This window comes from Providencia rettgeri, assembly GCF_013702265.1.
GTDB classification, from domain to species: Bacteria; Pseudomonadota; Gammaproteobacteria; order Enterobacterales; family Enterobacteriaceae; genus Providencia; species Providencia zhijiangensis.
Window position 1 is genome coordinate 1,232,189 of the sequence record NZ_CP059348.1, and the last position, 19,357, is coordinate 1,251,545.

General features: G+C 44.0%; 13 protein-coding genes. 4 read left to right on the forward strand and 9 right to left on the reverse strand.

What is annotated here, in order from left to right; genetic code table 11:
* Positions 1 to 5 precede the first annotated feature (5 nt).
* The gene (gene nagA / locus H0913_RS05575; RefSeq protein ID WP_181478117.1) at positions 6 to 1,172 is read right to left on the reverse strand and encodes an N-acetylglucosamine-6-phosphate deacetylase; all 1,167 of its coding nucleotides are present in this window, start codon (positions 1,170 to 1,172) and stop codon (positions 6 to 8) included.
* Between the two features lie 124 nt (positions 1,173 to 1,296).
* The gene (gene nagB / locus H0913_RS05580) at positions 1,297 to 2,100 is read right to left on the reverse strand and encodes a glucosamine-6-phosphate deaminase (RefSeq protein ID WP_108479370.1); all 804 of its coding nucleotides are present in this window, start codon (positions 2,098 to 2,100) and stop codon (positions 1,297 to 1,299) included.
* Positions 2,101 to 2,454: 354 nt separating this feature from the next.
* Here nagB and nagE point away from each other — a divergent pair, with 354 nt between their 5' ends.
* From nagE to glnS, 4 genes are all read left to right on the forward strand, one after another.
* Positions 2,455 to 4,482 carry an N-acetylglucosamine-specific PTS transporter subunit IIBC gene (gene nagE, locus H0913_RS05585; protein ID WP_181478118.1) on the forward strand — a complete coding sequence of 676 codons (2,028 nt, stop codon included), beginning with the start codon at positions 2,455 to 2,457 and terminating at the stop codon, positions 4,480 to 4,482.
* A gap of 314 nt (positions 4,483 to 4,796) precedes the next feature.
* Positions 4,797 to 5,558, forward strand: coding sequence for a hypothetical protein (locus H0913_RS05590; RefSeq protein ID WP_154604631.1), 762 nt, complete (start codon positions 4,797 to 4,799; stop codon positions 5,556 to 5,558).
* Positions 5,559 to 5,697: 139 nt separating this feature from the next.
* Positions 5,698 to 6,513, forward strand: coding sequence for a sulfite exporter TauE/SafE family protein (locus H0913_RS05595; RefSeq protein WP_181478119.1), 816 nt, complete (start codon positions 5,698 to 5,700; stop codon positions 6,511 to 6,513).
* Between the two features lie 147 nt (positions 6,514 to 6,660).
* A complete protein-coding gene (gene glnS, locus H0913_RS05600; RefSeq protein ID WP_108479374.1) occupies positions 6,661 to 8,328 on the forward strand; it encodes a glutamine--tRNA ligase in 1,668 nt (555 codons plus the stop codon).
* Positions 8,329 to 8,523: 195 nt separating this feature from the next.
* On the opposite strand, the gene H0913_RS05605 is transcribed toward glnS, so the two are convergent.
* The 7 genes from H0913_RS05605 to kdpB all read right to left on the reverse strand — a co-directional run bounded on the left by H0913_RS05605 (position 8,524) and on the right by kdpB (position 19,356).
* A complete protein-coding gene (locus H0913_RS05605) occupies positions 8,524 to 10,086 on the reverse strand; it encodes an esterase family protein (RefSeq protein WP_181478120.1) in 1,563 nt (520 codons plus the stop codon).
* A gap of 90 nt (positions 10,087 to 10,176) precedes the next feature.
* Positions 10,177 to 12,291, reverse strand: a complete 2,115-nt coding sequence (locus H0913_RS05610; protein ID WP_181478121.1) for a TonB-dependent siderophore receptor — start codon at positions 12,289 to 12,291, stop codon at positions 10,177 to 10,179.
* A gap of 478 nt (positions 12,292 to 12,769) precedes the next feature.
* Positions 12,770 to 13,165: a DUF5329 family protein gene (locus H0913_RS05615; protein ID WP_181478122.1), complete on the reverse strand. Its 396-nt coding sequence runs from the start codon at positions 13,163 to 13,165 to the stop codon at positions 12,770 to 12,772.
* A gap of 115 nt (positions 13,166 to 13,280) precedes the next feature.
* A complete protein-coding gene (gene kdpE / locus H0913_RS05620; RefSeq protein WP_006660467.1) occupies positions 13,281 to 13,964 on the reverse strand; it encodes a two-component system response regulator KdpE in 684 nt (227 codons plus the stop codon).
* 16 nt (positions 13,965 to 13,980) lie between these two features.
* Complete coding sequence (gene kdpD, locus H0913_RS05625; protein ID WP_181478123.1) at positions 13,981 to 16,680, reverse strand: two-component system sensor histidine kinase KdpD; 2,700 nt, start codon at positions 16,678 to 16,680, stop codon at positions 13,981 to 13,983.
* Positions 16,681 to 16,688: 8 nt separating this feature from the next.
* Complete coding sequence (kdpC, locus tag H0913_RS05630; protein ID WP_181478124.1) at positions 16,689 to 17,282, reverse strand: potassium-transporting ATPase subunit KdpC; 594 nt, start codon at positions 17,280 to 17,282, stop codon at positions 16,689 to 16,691.
* A gap of 10 nt (positions 17,283 to 17,292) precedes the next feature.
* Positions 17,293 to 19,356: a potassium-transporting ATPase subunit KdpB gene (gene kdpB / locus H0913_RS05635; RefSeq protein ID WP_154638163.1), complete on the reverse strand. Its 2,064-nt coding sequence runs from the start codon at positions 19,354 to 19,356 to the stop codon at positions 17,293 to 17,295.
* Between the last annotated feature and the right edge of the window lies 1 nt (position 19,357).

Below are 19,357 nucleotides of genomic sequence, written 5' to 3' on the forward strand. Positions count from 1 at the left end.
GCTAGTTACTCATTTTTATAGACTTCCTCTCCGTTTACATAAGTTGAAAGGACTTGGAAGTCTTGGTTAAAGGCAGTCAAGTTAGCCGTTTTGCCGGCTTCGATGGAACCTAATGTTGCCTCTACCCCAATGGCTCTTGCTGGGTAAAGGGTGGCCATTCTTAATGTTTCATCAAGAGGAATGCCAACATGTTCAACACTGTTTTTCACCGCATTAATCATGGTCAGGGAAGAGCCGCTCAGTGTGCCATTTTCATCGACACATAATCCATTGCGATAGTATATGGTTTTACCTGCGAAGATAAAATGATCCATTTCACCTGTTTGGGGATCAATTCCCGCTGGTGCTGTCGCATCGGTGACTAAAACCAGTTTATCCCCTTTGAGCTGTTTACTATTACGGATATTGGCCCATTGAACATGTAGACCGTCCGCGATAATGCCTGCATAGACTTCAGGAGTATCGTAAATGGCGCCAACCAGACCAGGGCCGCGACCAGAAATATATGGCATTGCGTTGAATAGGTGGGTCGATGCACGAATACCCGAGCGGAAGCCTTGACGCGCTTCTTCATAGGTTGCATTGGAGTGACCCGCTGAGACCACAATACCCGCTTCGGTGAGCTGCTGGATAAAACGTTGCTCAACAATTTCAGGTGCAAGCGTGATCATGCTAATCGCATCAGCATGTGCTGCTAAGTAATCCATCATCTCGACTGATGGCTTACGGATAAATTCTGGGTTATGAGTTCCTTTTTTAATCAAATTAATGTAAGGGCCTTCAATATGTAAACCAAGCGCTTGATTTTTATTGCGTTTCAGATATTCAGTCATGACATCAACGCCATGCTTCATTAATTCATCTGAACAGGTAATCAGTGTTGGTAGAAAGCTAGTACACCCCGCACGCTCATTGGCTTTTTGCATGATTTCGAGGTTTTTCAATGTGACGTTTTCTTCGTTGTCATTGAATTGCACGCCGCCACAGCCATTCACTTGGAGATCAATAAAGCCAGCCGATAGAATGGCACCTTTTAAATCTCTACGTTCGATATCGTGAGCGAGTTCGGATTCTGGGCACACCGCTTTGATGATTTCGCCATCAATAATGACTGCGTGGTTATCCAGTCTTTCGTGACCTGTAAAAATAATGCAATTAGTTAATGCGTACATAGCGTAAAACTCCTGACCGCGAGTAAAATGGGTCACCGACCCGCATCAGTATGGCGGGTCGGGTGTTCGATACTCTATCTATTTTAGGCTCTTTTAGAGAGGCTAAAATAGGACTGAGTATAAATTAATCAAACTGCTCGATATTCGAACATTCTAATTGTTTGAAATATTTGAGCGTTTTGACTTTCAATTCTAATGTTGCTGGCTCATCACAGACAATCAATGCTTTAGGATGTAGCTGCACACAGCTGATTGTCCATAAGTGGTTAACAGAACCTTCTACCGCAGCATGAACGGCATCCGCTTTGTTTGCACCCGTCGCTAACACCATCAGTTCTTTCGCATCTAATAAAGTAGCAACACCCACAGTTAATGCATATTTAGGAACTTGATTGATATCGTTATCAAAGAAACGGGAGTTAGCTTGGCGAGTTTCTGGTGTCAGCGTTTTGATACGTGTTCTCGAACTTAAAGAAGAACCTGGCTCATTAAACGCGATATGACCATCATTACCTACGCCACCCATAAATAGATTGATTTGGCCGTAGGATTTGATTTTGTCTTCATAACGTTGACATTCCGCGTCGACATCAGGGGCATTACCATTGAGTAAATTGATGTTTTCAGCTTGGATATCAATGTGATTGAAAAAGTTTTGGTGCATAAACGTGTGGTAACTTTGTGGATGATCTTTTGGAATACCAATGTATTCATCCATATTAAATGTCACGACATGTTTAAAGCTGACTTTACCTGCTTTATATAAGGCAATTAATTCTTTGTAGGTGGCAAGCGGTGTTCCGCCAGTCGGTAAGCCTAGAACGAAAGGGCGTTCAGCTGTCGGATTAAATGCGTTGATTTTATCAGCGATGTACTGTGCGGACCATACGCCAACATCATGAGCATTATTTAATGGGATAAGCCTCATGTACTTTTACCTCTAGTGTTTCTTTAAATTTATACTTGTAGGACCCCAAATCTCAATTGTGTTGAACATTTTCAACATTTTCTTATGACTGAGGTACTTGGAGTATATACAGCAAATCATATAAAAAACTTATTTTTAATCATAAAATAAGTTTTCGGGAATAGCTACTAATTTAGTCAATATTAGGTTTCTTTCGTTGACATTTATCACAGTTTCCAGCTATTTATTTTGTATCGCGAAAAAATTCATCTATTCTATGAATTGCTATAATTAAGCGACTTCGGATATATTTCCGATGCGTGAAAATAAGATCCTGAAATGGGACAAAAATAGAGCGATACAAAGGGGGAGTTTGTGAATATTCTTAGCTACTTACAGCGGATTGGTAGGGCGCTTATGGTGCCTGTCGCCGTATTACCAGCCGCCGCAATCCTAATGGGGATTGGTTATTGGATTGACCCAGATGGTTGGGGCGCCAATAGCGCAATCGCTGCGTTACTGATCAAATCCGGTGCTGCCATCATCGACAACATGTCCGTGTTGTTTGCGATTGGTGTTGCGTACGGAATGTCTAAAGATAAAGATGGTGCTGCTGCATTAACCGGTTTTGTCGGCTTCTTAGTCGTGACAACACTGTGTTCACCTGCGTCCTACTCAATGATTATGAGCGTGCCAGTGGAATCCGTTCCTGCTGCGTTCAATAAAATCAATAACCAGTTCGTGGGTATCCTTGTTGGGGTTCTCTCTGCTGAACTTTACAACCGTTACAGTGGCGTTGAGCTGCCAAAAGCGTTGTCATTCTTCAGTGGTCGTCGCCTCGTCCCGATTTTAACCTCATTCCTGATGATCATCCTGGCATTCATTCTGATGTATGTTTGGCCGGTGGTGTATAACGGATTAGTGGCGTTCGGTGAAAGCATCAAAGATATGGGATCGGTGGGTGCAGGTATCTACGCCTTCTTTAACCGTTTATTAATTCCTGTTGGCTTACACCACGCACTGAACTCCGTATTCTGGTTCGATGTGGCGGGAATTAACGATATTCCTAACTTCTTAGGTGGCGCGAAGTCCATCGAAGCAGGTCTGGCAACAGTTGGGATTACGGGTCGCTACCAAGCGGGCTTCTTCCCTATCATGATGTTTGGTCTGCCAGGTGCGGCTCTGGCTATCTATCACTGTGCACGTCCAGAAAATAAAGCCAAAGTGGCTGGTATCATGATTGCAGGTGCGTTTGCTGCATTCTTTACGGGTATCACTGAACCGCTTGAATTCTCATTTATGTTCGTTGCACCAGTACTGTATGTGATCCACGCATTACTGACCGGTATTTCTGTCTATATCGCGGCAACAATGGAATGGATTTCAGGCTTCGGCTTCAGTGCGGGGCTGGTGGATATGTTCTTACAGACACGTAACCCACTCGCAACTCACTGGTACATGCTGATTGTTCAAGGCTTAGTCTTCTTCTGCATCTACTACGTGATTTTCCGATTCATGATCCGCAAATTCAACCTGTTAACTCCAGGCCGTGAAGTCAGCGCGGGTGATGAAACTGTTGACGGTTATGACGAAAACGTTAGCGATGCACACAGCGATGAAAGCGAAATTCAAAAAGAAGCTCGTCAGTATATTGCAGCGGTAGGTGGTAGCGACAACATCGTTAACATCGACGCGTGTATCACACGTTTACGTTTAGGCGTAAAAGATTCAGGGGTAGTCAACGACCCACTTGCTAAACGTATTGGTGCATCTGGCGTGATCCGCCTGAACAAGCAAAACGTGCAAGTGATTGTAGGAACTCGCGCGGAATTAATTGCTAAAGCGATGACGGAAGTGATGGCAAAAGGCCCTATTGCGGCATCTGCGCCTGTTGCTGCTCCAGAAAAAAGCCAGAAAGCGGAACCAGAAAAAGCAAAAGGTAACGCGGTTCTGTCGTTAATCGCACCCGTTAGTGGTGAAGTTTACTCGCTGGATCAGGTTCCTGATGAAGCGTTCTCTAGCCGCATCGTCGGTGATGGTATTGCTATCAAACCAACCAGCAGTGAAGTGGTGGCGCCGGCCGCAGGGACAATTGTGAAAATTTTCCCAACTAACCATGCATTCTGCCTCGAAACCGCGAATGGCGTTGAACTGATTGTGCATATGGGGATTGATACCGTTGCATTAAATGGTGAAGGCTGTGAGCGTTTAGTTGAAGAGGGTGCGGAAGTTGAAGCGGGTACACCAATTCTGAAACTTGACCTGCCATTCCTTGAAGCGAATGCAAAATCAATGATCAGCCCTGTTATCATCAGTAATATTGATGACTTCGCTGGTGTTGATATTTTAGCGAAAGGTCAGGTTACTGCCGGTGAAACCGTTATTTATCACGTATTAAAATAATCTACGTATAGATAAAAAATACTGAGCAGTACCTAGGAAATGCCAGCTTAATCAGCTGGCATTTTTTTATCTAAATTATCCGTAGTTAATATCCAAAGCATTAATTCCCCAAGCATTAACTTCCAAGGTATTAATTCCTATATTAATCAATCATGTATTCGGTATAACCGAATTTAACTTTTTGGTACTTATTACTATTTTATTTCTCTTATGGCTTATTTTCCTTGCGATTGATTTCCCTTGTTGGCGAGGGGAAAAATTATTTAAGGAAATTGGTTGGTTAAAGGACGCTGTTTTTTAAAGGAATAAATAAGATGATGTCAAAAATAACGCTAGTGAGTGAAGCTAGTGAATATGTGTTTCAAAAAATGAACCATTTTTTTCAATGTTCAGGGAATGCGATTCGCATTCGCAGAATGAACAAAGAGAATTTAAAGTATTGCAATATCAGCTCGTTAGCAACTGAAGAGCCTTTGGATTGGCTAGAGTATCAAGAAATTGTCATGACCAAAGAGAGTTTTAGTTTCTGTTTTAAACTCATTAGCCGTAACCGAATTTTAGTTCGAATACCCGATAAAGCCGCGGGAGGCTGTGTTTGTAGCTATGATCCTCACAGCCGCCGAGCGACAATCGAAATACTGCAAAATTTTGAGAAAAACAATAAAGCATTAGATGGAAAAATGATGGTTTACTCATTGCTGAGTATTTTATTTTTTCTCATCAAGGTTGGGGGCGAGGGGGTCTATATTAACAATCCGGCTAACGAAGACCTTCTTGACTATTATATTGATGAACTAGGCTTTCAGGATGTCTTTAAAGATGGCTGTCTACTGTATAGCACCAAGCAGCAGCTGTTTAATCTCTTTGATGCGTTAAGGGAACAATGGAAACCCAAAACGGCTCGAAACATCACAGAAATACCGAATGAGAGTGAAGAGCTAATTGCGGATGAATTTATGGGTTTGATTATCAGTGTCGCTCAAGCCATTAAGCAGATGCCCAAGGCACCGAAAGGGGAATCTGTTGGGAAATTTGCTGATGAATTTGATGTATGGCGAAAAAAACTAATTGATTGAATATACTTAAGTTTGTAAATCAAAGGTTATGTTTGTTAATTAATTTGGCGAAATCTCAAAGTGAGTTGTCAAATCTGCGTAAGCACAGGACGGTTCTCAAGGATAAGATAAAAACTCAATCATCTTTGAGGATCATCCTGTGGATTTACTACTTTGTTTATTTGGTTTTATTTCGGGGATCACAACAGCGCTGTTCGGTTTCGGGGGCGGTTTTATTACGGTACCCCTGTTATACGCCTTAATTACCCTTGTTTGGGGACCCCGCCATGATGCCAGCGACGTTGCGATGCAAATCGCCGTCGCCACGTCCACATTTGTGATGATTTTCTCATCAAGTTTATCGAGCCGGGCACACTACCTGAAAGGGAATTTTAACTGGCAAATTATTAAGCCTTTTATGCTGCCTATTTCGATTGGCGGGATTTTAGGCGCTCTCATCGCGTTATCGGTAGACAGTGACTGGATCCGCTGGATATTTATCGGTTATCTCATTATCACTATTCTCGACTGCTTTATTCGCCCAGGATTTATGCAACCCCAGTCAGAAGGTAATACGTTAAGAAGAGGCAAATGCATTGAGGATACCGTCATCGGTACAGTAATTGGTACTGTCGCGGCATTTTTAGGTGTGGGGGGGAGTGTGATGACGGTGCCTCTAATGCGTCGTCGTGGAGCGGGCATGTTGCAAGCGGCGGCATTTGCTAACCCGCTGACGTTACCGATGGCAATCACGGGCTCCTTGATTTACTTCTATTTTGCGATGGAAAAGCACCTTGAATTAGGCTCCGGCTTCTTAGGGATGATTTATATTAAAGGCGCTTTAATTTTGATTGCTACCTCGTGGCTAGGTATTCGTTTTGCTTCGTTTTTGATGCCCTACTTGAGTGATAAACGCCACGCCCAAAGCTATCCCATTTTATTGATGGTGGTTCTTGGGGTCATGCTATTCGTATAAATAGCCTATTTTTTGATAAAAATCCCTCTTTGCCATTGCTTTTACCGACTAACCTTAATCAAACGGTTGTTTCTGGACGTATTATGGTAGAATATATTCGGTTACTATACGAATTTAGCGCGCTTTTGGCACTGAGGAACGATGACAATGAATGAGGCAGATGCTCGCCCAACTAACTTTATCCGTCAGATCATAGATGAAGATCTGGCGACTGGGAAACACACATCAGTACATACCCGTTTTCCACCTGAACCGAATGGCTACTTACACATTGGCCATGCGAAATCAATTTGCTTGAACTTTGGTATCGCGAAGGATTATCAAGGCCAGTGTAACTTACGCTTTGATGATACTAACCCGGTCAAAGAAGATGTTGAGTATGTAAACTCCATTCAAAATGACGTCCAATGGTTAGGTTTCCAGTGGAGCGGCAACATTCGCTACTCATCGGATTATTTTGATATTTTATATCAATACGCGATTGAGCTTATCAAGAAAGGCCTTGCCTACGTTGATGAATTAAGCGCGGATGAAATTCGTGAATACCGTGGCACATTAAAAGAGCCAGGTAAAAACAGCCCTTACCGTGAGCGCCTGATTGAAGACAACTTAGCGTTATTTGAAAAAATGCGCGAGGGTGGCTTCGAAGAAGGTAAAGCGTGTCTGCGTGCGAAAATCGACATGGCATCGCCATTTATGGTTATGCGTGACCCCGTGTTATACCGCATTAAATTTGCGGAACATCACCAATCCGGTAACAAGTGGTGCATCTACCCGATGTACGACTTCACTCACTGTATTTCTGATGCGCTGGAAGGCATTACACACTCACTGTGTACATTAGAATTCCAAGACAACCGCCGTCTGTATGATTGGGTGCTGGACAATATCACGATTGATTGCCACCCGCGTCAGTACGAGTTCTCTCGTCTGAACCTTGAATACACGGTGATGTCAAAACGTAAACTGAACCAATTAGTGACTGAAAAACACGTTGCTGGTTGGGATGACCCACGCATGCTGACCATCTCTGGTTTACGTCGTCGTGGTTATACTGCTGCATCAATTCGTGAATTCTGCCGTCGTATCGGTGTCACAAAACAAGATAACAACGTCGAAATGGCGGCATTAGAATCTTGCATCCGTGATGACCTGAATGACTCAGCACCACGTGCAATGGCGGTTATCGATCCAGTTCGCTTAGTGATTGAAAACATGCCAGCAGGCGAAGAAATTCTGAAGGCACCAAATCACCCGAACAACCCAGAAATGGGAACGCGTGAAGTGCCATTTAGCAATGAGCTGTATATTGACCGTGCAGATTTCCGCGAAGAAGCTAACCGCCAATATAAGCGTTTGGTATTAGGTAAAGAAGTGCGTCTGCGTAATGCTTACATCATCAAAGCAGAGCGCGTAGAAAAAGATGCAGAAGGCAATATTACCACTATCTTCTGTACTTACGATGCAGGCACATTGAACAAAGATCCTGCTGACGGTCGTAAAGTTAAAGGCGTTATTCACTGGGTAAGTGCAGCACATGCACTGCCAGCGGAAATTCGTCTGTATGACCGCCTGTTTACTGTACCAAACCCAGCAGCTGAAGATGATTTCTTATCCGTGTTGAACCCAGAATCTCTGGTTATCCGCCAAGGTTTCGTTGAACCAAGCCTGCGCGATGCGCCAGCAGAAAAAGCATACCAGTTTGAGCGTGAAGGTTACTTCTGCGCAGATAACAAACTGAGCAGTGCGGATAAGCTGGTGTTTAACCGTACGGTTGGGTTGCGTGATACTTGGGCTAAGATTGAGTCTAACTAAATCCTCGTCATACTTCGCGCTGTAGCGGCGTTGGCTGCATTCGCTTAGCTCATTTGCCGCCTCGCTACAACACGAATTATTTAGAGGATTGTAGGGATAGATTGCTGAAAATGGCCTAAAAAAAGACCTCCAATTACTGGGGGTCTTTTTACATCAAAATACAGTTGTGGGTGCAGCTGAACACTCACAGAAGATTCAGCGTTGGCTCGTGAAATCTTTCAACCCATAGACCAATGCTTCTATCCATGCAGCATAGTCATGGCCACTTGACCATGAATGGAAGCTGGTTTTGTAGTTTTTATCTCGTAGAACATGTTCAAGCTCTTGGCTATTAAGCCAAATGCCGCCATCAGCACCTTGGTTTTCAAATAATCCTGCTTGTATCCAGAAACTGATCGGATAATGTGGCGATTGCTGATATTGACGAGTTAACCATCCTGGCTTTTCACCTTCAGGCGCCCACCAGTACGAGCCTGATAGGCTCAGCACATGACTAAATTGGTTTGGATATCGCAATGCGACCCAGGATGATGCCAATCCGCCATAACTTGCGCCAGCCACAATCGTCTTTTTATTATTTATTTCAATACCATTTTTGCTCACCCAAGGTAGCAGTTCCAGTGCCATAAAATCAGCAAAAGCTTCATTTGGAGGGAGTTCCTTGGAGCGACGTTTACTATCCAGACTATCTATAAAGACAATATTAATAGGGGGTAATTGATGATTAGCAATCAAACCATCAATTACATTGGCGGTGTGATATTTATCCTGCCAAATTTGACCATCAAACAAAAATAATGTCCAACTAACTGGCGTTATCGCTTTTGGGCGATAAAGAATGATTTCCCGACTATTTCCAAGGAGATTACTTTTTAATGTATGCCGAGTCAAAGAACCATGACGTATAGGCTGCGTCATTGTATCGCGGGTAAAATACCGTGAGGGTTTTAAATCAAGTAAAGATGATGTGTTCCACTTATCATCATTTTCTATACTCATCGTCGTGGGATTTAAAGGATCTGCTTGTGCAGTGACCAAAATAGCACGGCGTTGTTCACGCGCATTGCCATCTACTTTAGGAACGTCAGGCGCTAATTGATATTGCATACGCGTATCTGCAGGGACCACGTAGCTGCGAAACCAAACATCGGAGTCACCCAGTTTAAACATAGGATCATGATCGCCTGCCGGAGACCCTAAAATAAACACGTTACCGCGGGCTGCGCGCCACAAAAAAGTGACTCGTTTATGAGATGTATCTATGGGTTCAACTAAAGGCGTACCGATGAGTTGCTGTTTTTCCCAAAATGCATCTGTTGTTCCTCCTGCTGCCAGTTCCTTTGCGAGTTGTTGTAAAGTAGGACTGACTGGATCAAGTTTTCGCACGCGATTGAGAGGCTGAGTTTTTGTCATTTTCCAGTCGAACTGCCATTTACTGCCGTTATTTCCATATAATACTAATGATGAAACTTGCCCCGTCGGGGATGAAAAAAGTAGCGACTTTTCTCCATCAGCGGGTCCTGCTTCCAATAAAGTGCGTAAATGACGGTTTTGCTGATCGATCAATTGTGCCCCCGTCGCCCCTTTTAGTGTGGCAACCACATAATTTTCATTAAGTGCAGGCAGAACAAAGCAAATCCTACCATCAGAATCGAATACACCTTCCTGACCCCCCTGGAGAGGTAGTTCGTTGCAAGGCGCAGCTATTGCGGGTACTGCACTCAAAGCGACCATTACGTAAAGTAAAACAGACTTCATGAGCCCTCACTTTCAAGTTAATCGTTATTATTAATGAGATAACAAAGGCTACATCTCAATTTGTCGTAGCCTTTGTTCTTACTCTTTGTTTTACCAAGCGTAATCAAACGTGACAGTACCAGTTCGACCTATACCATAAAAGCAGGCATCACTCATACCACAGGATGAAACATAATGTTTATCCATTAAGTTATTCACGTTTAACTGTATCGTTGCGCCTTTCAACGATGGGGAAATATTGTCAAGTTCATAGCCAACCATCGCATCGTAAAGTGTTACCCCAGGCACAGAAAAGCTATTATCTGCCCCTGCTTTGCTGGATCCGATATAGCGCACTCCCGCTCCGGCTTTCAGTCCATTCAGCATTCCTGAATTTTCTTCATATTGTCCCCAAACAGAGGCCATATTTTTAGGGATTCGAGGAAATTCTTTTCCTTTTTCAGCACTGTTTGCCGTTTCAAGTACTTTGGTTTTGGTATACGAATATGCCCCTGTAACGGCAAATTTGTCGGTGAGTTTACTGTTTATCTGGGCTTCCACACCTTTACTTTCACCCTTGCCGATTAGGGTCATATAGCCTAATTCAGAGTCGTATTTAGGAATATTTTTTTGCTCGATATGATAGAGAGATAAGGTCGCCAGCGTTTTTTGGTCAGGGGTGAGGTACTTAATACCGATTTCCGTTTGCTTTGCTGTTTTAGGATCAAACGGCTTACTTTCTGGCTTTCTGTTAGTTGCGAGATTTGGTTCAAAAGAGGTGCTGTAGCTAATATAAGGGGAAATACCATTATCAAATGAGTATAACACCCCAACTAAGCCTGTTAGTTTGCCATCATTTTGTTTCGAATTGTCACTGTTCGTTCTGTCTATCGTTTTTACTTCAATCCAATCATATCGGGTGCTAGCTAATAAGTTCCAGCTATTCCATTCGATTTGGTCTTGAATATAAATACCGATTTGATCGCTTTTTTGTAACTGGTCGGTGAATAGCGTCTGCTTGGATTCATCAATTTTCTGGTATTGGGGGTTACGCCAATCAATATCATAATTGCCGCTTCTGTCGCGCCAAAACTGTTTATCCTCTTTAGTCCATTTGTAATCGACGCCGACTAATAGTGTTTGATAAAGCCCCCCATTATCAATGTCGAAATTTAAATGAGTATCAACACCAAATGTATTGAGTTTTGTTTTTTCGTGCTGAGCCATTCGTTTTAGTACATAAGGATAGTTTTTAGCTTCACTTGCTAAGGTGTTAAATACTAAATAATTATATTTTTCATCAATTTCTGCGTAGCGTGCCTTTTGTACCAATGAAATTTGATCACTAAAATTATGTTCAAATTCATATCCAATACTATGTTGTTTTTGTTTGGAAATATTATAGTCAGGATTGCTTATATTGAAGTCTTGTGGAATTTTTCCTTCTGGGGTTGATTCTAGAGTGCCAACTTTAGGAAGAAAATTTCGATAACCATTTTTCGGTGAGTTCTGTAGGTAAGCCAAAAGAGTGAAAGTAGTGTCTTCATTTAGGAATGTTATTGCAGGTGCAATAGCATATTTTTCTTCCTCATAGTCTCGTACCTGAGTATCTTTCTTTTTCGCCAAGCCATTTAAACGGTAGAGGATATTTCCATCATCCGTTAGCTGGCCACCGAGATCAAAAAATCCTTCTGTTTTATTTCGATTACCGACTCGTAACTGAATTTTATTGATGCTCTGTGCAGTGGGTTTTTTACTTGTCATGGCAATAACCCCGCCAGGGCTTATTTGTCCATATTGCACAGATGCCGGTCCTTTAATCATCTCAATTCTGTCTAGAAACCAAGGCTCAGTTGTGCCCATTGACGAGGACGCATTTCCGCCAAAAGGAATGCCATCTAGAATTTTGTTCGCATAATCAAAACCGCGACTGAATACCTCATCATTGCGATTCGAATCACCACGGTATTCGGTAACCACACCGGGTGTATACCTCAGTGCATCCACAACGGTTTCTGCTGCTCTGTTTTCTATTTGGGTTTTGGTCACCACATTTACTGTCTGTGGTATTTTCATTATCTCAGTCTCATTCTTTGTTGCAGAAGATGTCGTTGTTGCGGTGTATGAATCACTTGAGCTTGGTGTAGTCACAACCAGAACGTCAGTTGCTGAAGCCGCGAATGGCGAAACTATTAACAGTGATAGCGCTGATAGCTTATTTAACATAGCAATACCTGTTCATCCCTATTTTTAACGTATGGTTCTAATATTTATTAGTAAAATCATATTGATGCATAAATTTATGCATTTGTGCTTTATGGAATATCATGTGTGTGATTTTATATGATAATAATAATCATTTAAATAATTAATGATAATAATAATCATTAAGAATACCATATGATAATTAATCAGTTTTTTATGTTTTAGAAAGTCAGGATTTCAACCAGATTGCTCTTTGCTCAATGAGGCAACTATCAACGCATTTCATCAGCGCATCTAATGCTTCGGTCTGAATAGGGTTATAAGATTCGGCTTGTGATTTTGATTGGCGGATATATTGGGTCAGGGAAATGGGGCTTCTCGATCGTGAAAAAGGTATTTTCATTTTTCGAGGAGTAAGGAGTGTAACGAAAAGAGCTCAACATAATGAAGTGCCCACTAGCTATTGGGGCGCTTCATTAATCGGGGGGGATAAAATGGGTTATTTGGCTGCTTTATCAACGTTATTTTTCAGTAAATCATGCAGATACTGATTGGCGCTGGTGACTTTACCTTGGGCATCGGTGACTTGATACTCTTCTCCGGTGATAGAGGATTTGGATGCCACATTGTCAATAAACTGCTCTGTTGTCTGTAAGCGCTTTTCGGTTTTACCTAGCTTTAAACGCAAATGGGATTCAGCTTCTGGTGCGGAATGACCGGAACCATTACGCGTGAACGTTAAATTCTGCTGTTTGCCCAATTCCGTTAACAACGCTTCAGTCCGCGTTTTCTCTTCTGGGCTTAGCGCAAGGGCTTTGGTGGTGACGAAAATAGTTAAAAAAATCACTAAGATTGAAGCAAAACGGCGAGAAGCTTGAGTCAGTAACGATTGCACAGGAAACGCTCCGATAAGTTAAGATTGGAGAGATTATAGGCAGCCGAGATGAATAAACTATCAGTAATAGTCTGAGAATCATGTTTTAAGACAAACTTAGGTTTTAAGGCATAAATTAAGGCATAAAACGGTAGCCAATACCGGTTTCAGTTAAAAGATGTTCGGGGCGAGCAGGGTCATTTTCCAACTTCTGGCGTAAATGCCCCATATAAATACGTAGATAATGATTATGTTCGACGTAACTTGGCCCCCAGACTTGTAGCAACAAATGGCGCTGAGTGAGCACTTTTCCGCTATTGGCGACGAGTTCGCTAAGTAACCGAAACTCAATGGGGGTGAGATGCAGCTCTTCGCTGCCTTTAGTCACGATACGGTTGATGAAATCCACCGTGACATCGCCAAATTGAAAAGTCGGGCTTTCTTGACCGGCTTTACCAAAGCGACGCAAAGCGACTCGGACACGGGCGAGTAATTCACTGATACCAAAAGGTTTCGTTAAATAATCATCGGCACCCGCATCAAGAGCGGCCACTTTTTGGGACTCTTCTTCACGAGCAGAAAGTACGATCAACGGAATACTGCTCCATTGGCGTAAATCACGGATCAAATCCAATCCATCACCGTCGGGTAATCCAAGATCTAAAATCACCAAATCAGGCTGACGAGTACCAGCTTCTATGAGTCCTCGTTGGTAATTTTCAGCTTCAAAAATTTTCCAGCCTTCACCCTCCAACGCTAATCGAACAAAGCGGCGGATCTCTTTTTCATCTTCAATGATCAGGATTTGATGGGAACTCACAGTCTGCTAAGTGCTCCTAAATTTCGTTTTCGCTTTCGTTTTCAATCTCGGGTAACGGCTTTAATGGCAAAATAAAATGGAAGCTGGCGCCACCTTTTTCATTATTTTCAGCCCAAATTTCCCCTTCATGGAGATGGATAATAGCACGACAGATAGCTAAACCTAAGCCAACTCCCGGAATTGCTGATTCTTTTTGTGCGCGGGAAAATTTATCGAAAATGGTTTTTTCTTGCCCGTCGGGAATGGCATTGCTGGCATCCCACACTTCGATATGGGCTTTTTGTGATTCGATAGACGCACGAATACCAATTGGGGTGTCGCTATCACTGTATTTTATGGCATTTTCGAGCAAGTTAATGATGACGCGCTCAATCAAATTGCCGTCACAATACAAGAGTAAATCGGCTGGAATATCAATATCAAGTGGGTGACTATCTAAAGTGTAGTCCAAGATGCGAACTGCGCTGCTCGTAATTTCTTGCAGAGATTCCCATTCCAAATTTGGGTGGATCCTCCCAGATTGTAAGCGAGCCATATCCAATAAATTATTCACTAATCGCGAAGTGCTTAACACCTGTTGGCGCATCTGGCTGACTTGTGCGGTGAGTGGTGAATTTTCGGCTGATAACTCCAACATCAAAATTTCACTTTGACCAAATAAAACAGTCAGTGGCGTTTTGAGATCATGGGATAAGGCTGCCAGCAATGAATTTCGTAATTGCTCCCGTTCAACATCCAGCTTGGCTCTCTCTGCTTGTTTGGTCAGTTGCAGGCGGGAAAGGCTACTGGCGATTAATCCGGTAAAGGTTTGCAACATACGCTGCTGTTCGGGGATCAATAATTGGCGAATATTACGCGGCTCAATGGCGAGCACGGCAAGGGTTTCATCCGCCGTTGTGATGGGCTGTAATTGGTACGGCACGCTGGGAAGTGTGTCCGTCCCTGCACCTGCAGGCTGGCGCTTATCGAAGCTCCATTTTGCGATCGCTTTGTCGATTTGCAACTGGCTATAACCTTCGCACTGTAATGGCGTCAGTTGGTTGTTTTCATCGGGGAGTAGCAAACAGGTTTTTGCCTGAAAGGCGTTGTTTAAAAAGTGGTAGCCAGTTTTACCGATATCTTCCGTGCTGAGGGCTTGACCTAGTTCTTTGGTCATTTCATATAAATGGCGCGTGCGTTGTTCTCGATAACGGGCAATTCTTGCCTGATAGCGCATACCTGCGGTCAAGTTCCCGACAACCACCCCCACAATCAGCATTACGGTAAAAGTCACCAGATACTGCATATCCATGATAGCCAAAGAGAAATGAGGCTGAACAAAGAATAAGTCAAAACTAATCACGTTGACTAATGCGGCGAAAACGGAAGGGCGGCGACCGTAAAATAACGCGACTAATACCACACCCAATAAATAGAGGGTGACTAAGTTGGCTTTATCCAGCGCCAATAAGAAGGTTCGAGAAAATAGGGTGATAGCTGCACACATGGCGATCGCCATTAAATAGCCATTGACATCAGAGCGCCATTTTTCGGTAAACGGCTTTCTTTCTGGCTCTTTATCCCAATCGCTTTTTTCTTCAAGGGCGACAATGATCAAATCTAAATCAGGCCCGAGTTTACCTAGCCTATCCGCAAAACCTTGGTGTAAATTGAATTTATACCATTTGCGATGTTTATCCCGTCGGCCGATCAAAATTTTACCGAGGTTATGCTCTCGTGCGTAACGCAAAATGGCTTTTTCTTCATTAGGATCAGAAAGGGTGGTGGTTTCTGCGCCTAAATCTTGCGCTAGCCTTAAGGCTTTTAAAATAGCTCGGCGCTGAGTTTCAGGAAGTTGGTGTAAGGTTGGGGTTTCTACATACACCGCATGCCAAACACTGCCGAACTTAGCGGCAAGGCGAGCGGCGGCGCGAACCAGTTTTTCATTGCCTGTATTATGCCCGATGCATAAAAGTAATCCGTCGCGGGTATGCCAAACGGGGGCTTCACCTTTACCATCACGAAACTCACGCATTTGGTCATCAACGCGATCAGCTGTGCGGCGTAGGGCTAATTCCCGTAAAGCAATTAAGTTTCCTTTACGGAAAAAATGCTCAATAGCACGTTCAGCTTGTCCCGGAATATACACTTTGCCTTCTTTTAAACGTTGGCGCAGATCATCTGGGGGTAAATCCACTAAAACCACTTCATTGGCGGCATCAAAAATATGGTCAGGCACCGTTTCGCGCACGCGGATACCGGTGATGCTGCCGACAATGTCATTTAAGCTTTCAATATGTTGAACGTTAACGGTGGTGAGAACGTCAATGCCCGCATCCAGTAATTCTTCGACATCTTGCCAGCGTTTAGGGTGGCGGCTGCCGTTTGGATTACTGAAGGCAAGTTCATCCATTAAGATAATGGCAGGATGCCTTGCCAATGCTGCATCAATATCGAAGGCGTGCAGGCGACGCCCTCGATGGCTGATTTTTAACGGAGGAAGTTGCGGGAGCCCATCCAGCAGTGCGGCGGTTTCTTCTCGTTCATGAGTTTCGACCACGCCAATCAGCACGTCTAACCCTTGTGCTCGAAGGCGTTGCGCTTCTTGCAACATGGCATAAGTTTTCCCGACACCGGCGCAAGCACCGAAGAAAATCTTAAGTTTGCCACGTCCACTTTCGTTTGCCTTTACCAACAGGTCATCTGGGTTTGGGCGGATAGGCTCCTGATTATTCATAACTGACCTCAGTGATTTTGACTGTTAGCTTCCCGTTGATAGGTATCAAGGGCAAGGTTTAACTCTAATACGTTGACGACCGGCTCTCCTAAAAATCGAAACAGAGGAGATTGCGTATTATCAGTGATCAACGATTTTACCTTGTCTATCGATAACTGTCTGTTTTTGGCAATACGTGGCGCTTGATATAACGCAGCGGCAACGGAAATATGTGGATCTAGCCCGCTGGAAGAGGCAGTCAGTAAATCCACAGGCAGAATATCACCACCATCGGGTTCATGCTGTTTCAATGCGACTGAGCGCTCAGTCAATTCCTTGGTTAACAGTGGGTTGCTGATGGCTAAGTTGCTGCCACCAGAGGCCAGTGCGTTATAAGGCATTTCAGCTGTCACAGACGGGCGACCGTAAAAATAATTGTCATTTTGGTAAGACTGCCCAATCAGTGATGACCCGATAACGCGATTATCTTGCAAGATCAGCGAGCCCATCGATTGAGTGGGAAAAATAACATTCGCAAGCCCCGTCACGAGTAGCGGATAAGCAATCCCAGTCACCAGCGTTAACAGAACTAAAATCATTAATGAAGAACGAAACATGCTCATAATAGGCTCCTTAAATACCAAACAAGCTGATGAACATATCGATAAGTTTGATCCCCACAAATGGGACAATCAAGCCACCTAACCCATACAGGCTCAAGTTACGCTGTAAAAGTGATTGAGAACTCATTGGGCGATAATTCACCCCTTTTAATGCCAGTGGAATTAAGAACACTATAATCAAGGCATTAAAAATAACCGCCGACAGCAATGCCGAAGCTGGTGAGTGCAAATGCATAATATTCAAGGCATTGAGTTGTGGCCATGTGACCGCAAAACAGGCTGGAATAATCGCGAAGTATTTGGCGATATCGTTGGCAATACTGAATGTGGTCAATGAACCGCGAGTCATCAGCATCTGTTTACCGATATGCACGACTTCAATCAGCTTGGTTGGGTTGGAATCTAAATCCACCATGTTACCGGCTTCTTTCGCCGCTTGCGTACCCGAGTTCATGGCAACTGCCACATCCGCTTGCGCTAATGCAGGGGCATCGTTGGTACCGTCTCCGGTCATGGCCACTAAGCGGCCTTCCGATTGATATTGTCGGATTAACGCAAGTTTTGCTTCAGGGGTGGCTTCAGCTAAGAAATCATCCACGCCTGCTTCTGCGGCGATTGCTGCTGCGGTCAGGTGATTATCTCCCGTGATCATCACGGTTTTGATCCCCATCGCACGCATTTGTGCAAAACGCTCTTTCATGCCGCCTTTGACGATGTCTTTGAGCGCCACGACGCCGAGCACCGTTTGGCTATCAACCACCACTAACGGTGTTCCCCCTGTCTGCGCCACTTGTTCAACAAGTTTGTCGGCTTCGATAGGAAATTTGCCGTGGTTAGCTTCAACATAACGGCGAATAGCGTCGGCAGAACCTTTACGGATCATGCGTTCGCCGACGTTGACACCGCTCATGCGAGTCATGGCGGAGAAGGGCACAAAGGTGGCGTTCATGGCGTGGATATCGCGTTCGCGTAAATTGAATTTCTGTTTTGCCAGCACCACAATACTGCGCCCTTCAGGGGTTTCATCCGCCAGAGAGGAGAGTTGAGCGGCGTCCGCTAATTGTTGCTCGGAGACACCACTTAACGGTAAAAACTCAGAGGCTTGACGGTTTCCGAGGGTAATGGTACCCGTTTTGTCCAGTAACAGGACATCAACGTCTCCCGCTGCTTCCACGGCGCGCCCGCTGGTGGCAATCACGTTGGCACCCAGCATACGGCTCATTCCGGCAACCCCAATGGAAGATAGTAGCCCGCCAATGGTGGTTGGGATCAGACAGATAAGTAACGCAATCAACACAATGATAGAGACTGCCCCACCTGCACCCGCGTATTCAGTAGCAAACAAGGTGAATGGATATAACGTTGCACAGACTAAAACAAAGATAATGGTCAGGGCGGTTAATAAGATAGTGAGCGCGATTTCATTGGGTGTTTTGCGACGTTGTGCGCCTTCCACCATGGAGATCATACGGTCTAAGAATGTTTCACCCGGGTTAACCGTACATTCGACAATCAGCCAGTCAGAGAGTACGCGAGTTCCCCCCGTGACCGATGAAAAGTCTCCACCGGATTCGCGGATCACAGGCGCGGATTCACCTGTAATGGCACTTTCATCTACGGAGGCGCCACCTTCAATCACTTCCCCATCACAAGGGATGGTTTCCCCTGCGCGGATCAGGACGATATCGCCTTTACGCAGTTGGTCTGAACTGACCATTTCTTGCGGTGCATCGAGAGAGGCAGTCGCCAGCTTGGTTGCTCGGCTTTGCTGTTTTACGCCTTTTAAACTCTGAGCTTGCGCTTTACTACGACCTTCCGCTAAAGCTTCTGCAAAGTTGGCAAATAGCACAGTAAACCATAGCCATAAAGTGACCATGCCACTAAACCAAGCGTTGCCTTCACTGTAGCCAGCGACCATCGCTATCCATAATAAAGTGGTAATAATACTGCCGATGTAAACCACGAACATAACTGGGTTACGCCATTGTGCTTGTGGTGTCAGTTTTTTAATGGCATCAATTGTCGATTGGCGAACCAGTTTGCTATCAAATAATTGTGTTTTTTGATTTTTCATT

Excerpts from the sequence above, each read along its gene's own strand:
- nagA (WP_181478117.1), bottom strand. The coding sequence starts at position 1,172 with ATGTACGCATTAACTAATTGCATTATTTTTACAGGTCACGAAAGACTG.
- nagB (WP_108479370.1), bottom strand. The coding sequence starts at position 2,100 with ATGAGGCTTATCCCATTAAATAATGCTCATGATGTTGGCGTATGGTCC.
- H0913_RS05590 (WP_154604631.1), top strand. The coding sequence starts at position 4,797 with ATGATGTCAAAAATAACGCTAGTGAGTGAAGCTAGTGAATATGTGTTT.
- glnS (WP_108479374.1), top strand. The coding sequence starts at position 6,661 with ATGAATGAGGCAGATGCTCGCCCAACTAACTTTATCCGTCAGATCATA.
- H0913_RS05605 (WP_181478120.1), bottom strand. The coding sequence starts at position 10,086 with ATGAAGTCTGTTTTACTTTACGTAATGGTCGCTTTGAGTGCAGTACCC.
- H0913_RS05610 (WP_181478121.1), bottom strand. The coding sequence starts at position 12,291 with ATGTTAAATAAGCTATCAGCGCTATCACTGTTAATAGTTTCGCCATTC.
- kdpD (WP_181478123.1), bottom strand. The coding sequence starts at position 16,680 with ATGAATAATCAGGAGCCTATCCGCCCAAACCCAGATGACCTGTTGGTA.
- kdpC (WP_181478124.1), bottom strand. The coding sequence starts at position 17,282 with ATGAGCATGTTTCGTTCTTCATTAATGATTTTAGTTCTGTTAACGCTG.
- kdpB (WP_154638163.1), bottom strand. The coding sequence starts at position 19,356 with ATGAAAAATCAAAAAACACAATTATTTGATAGCAAACTGGTTCGCCAA.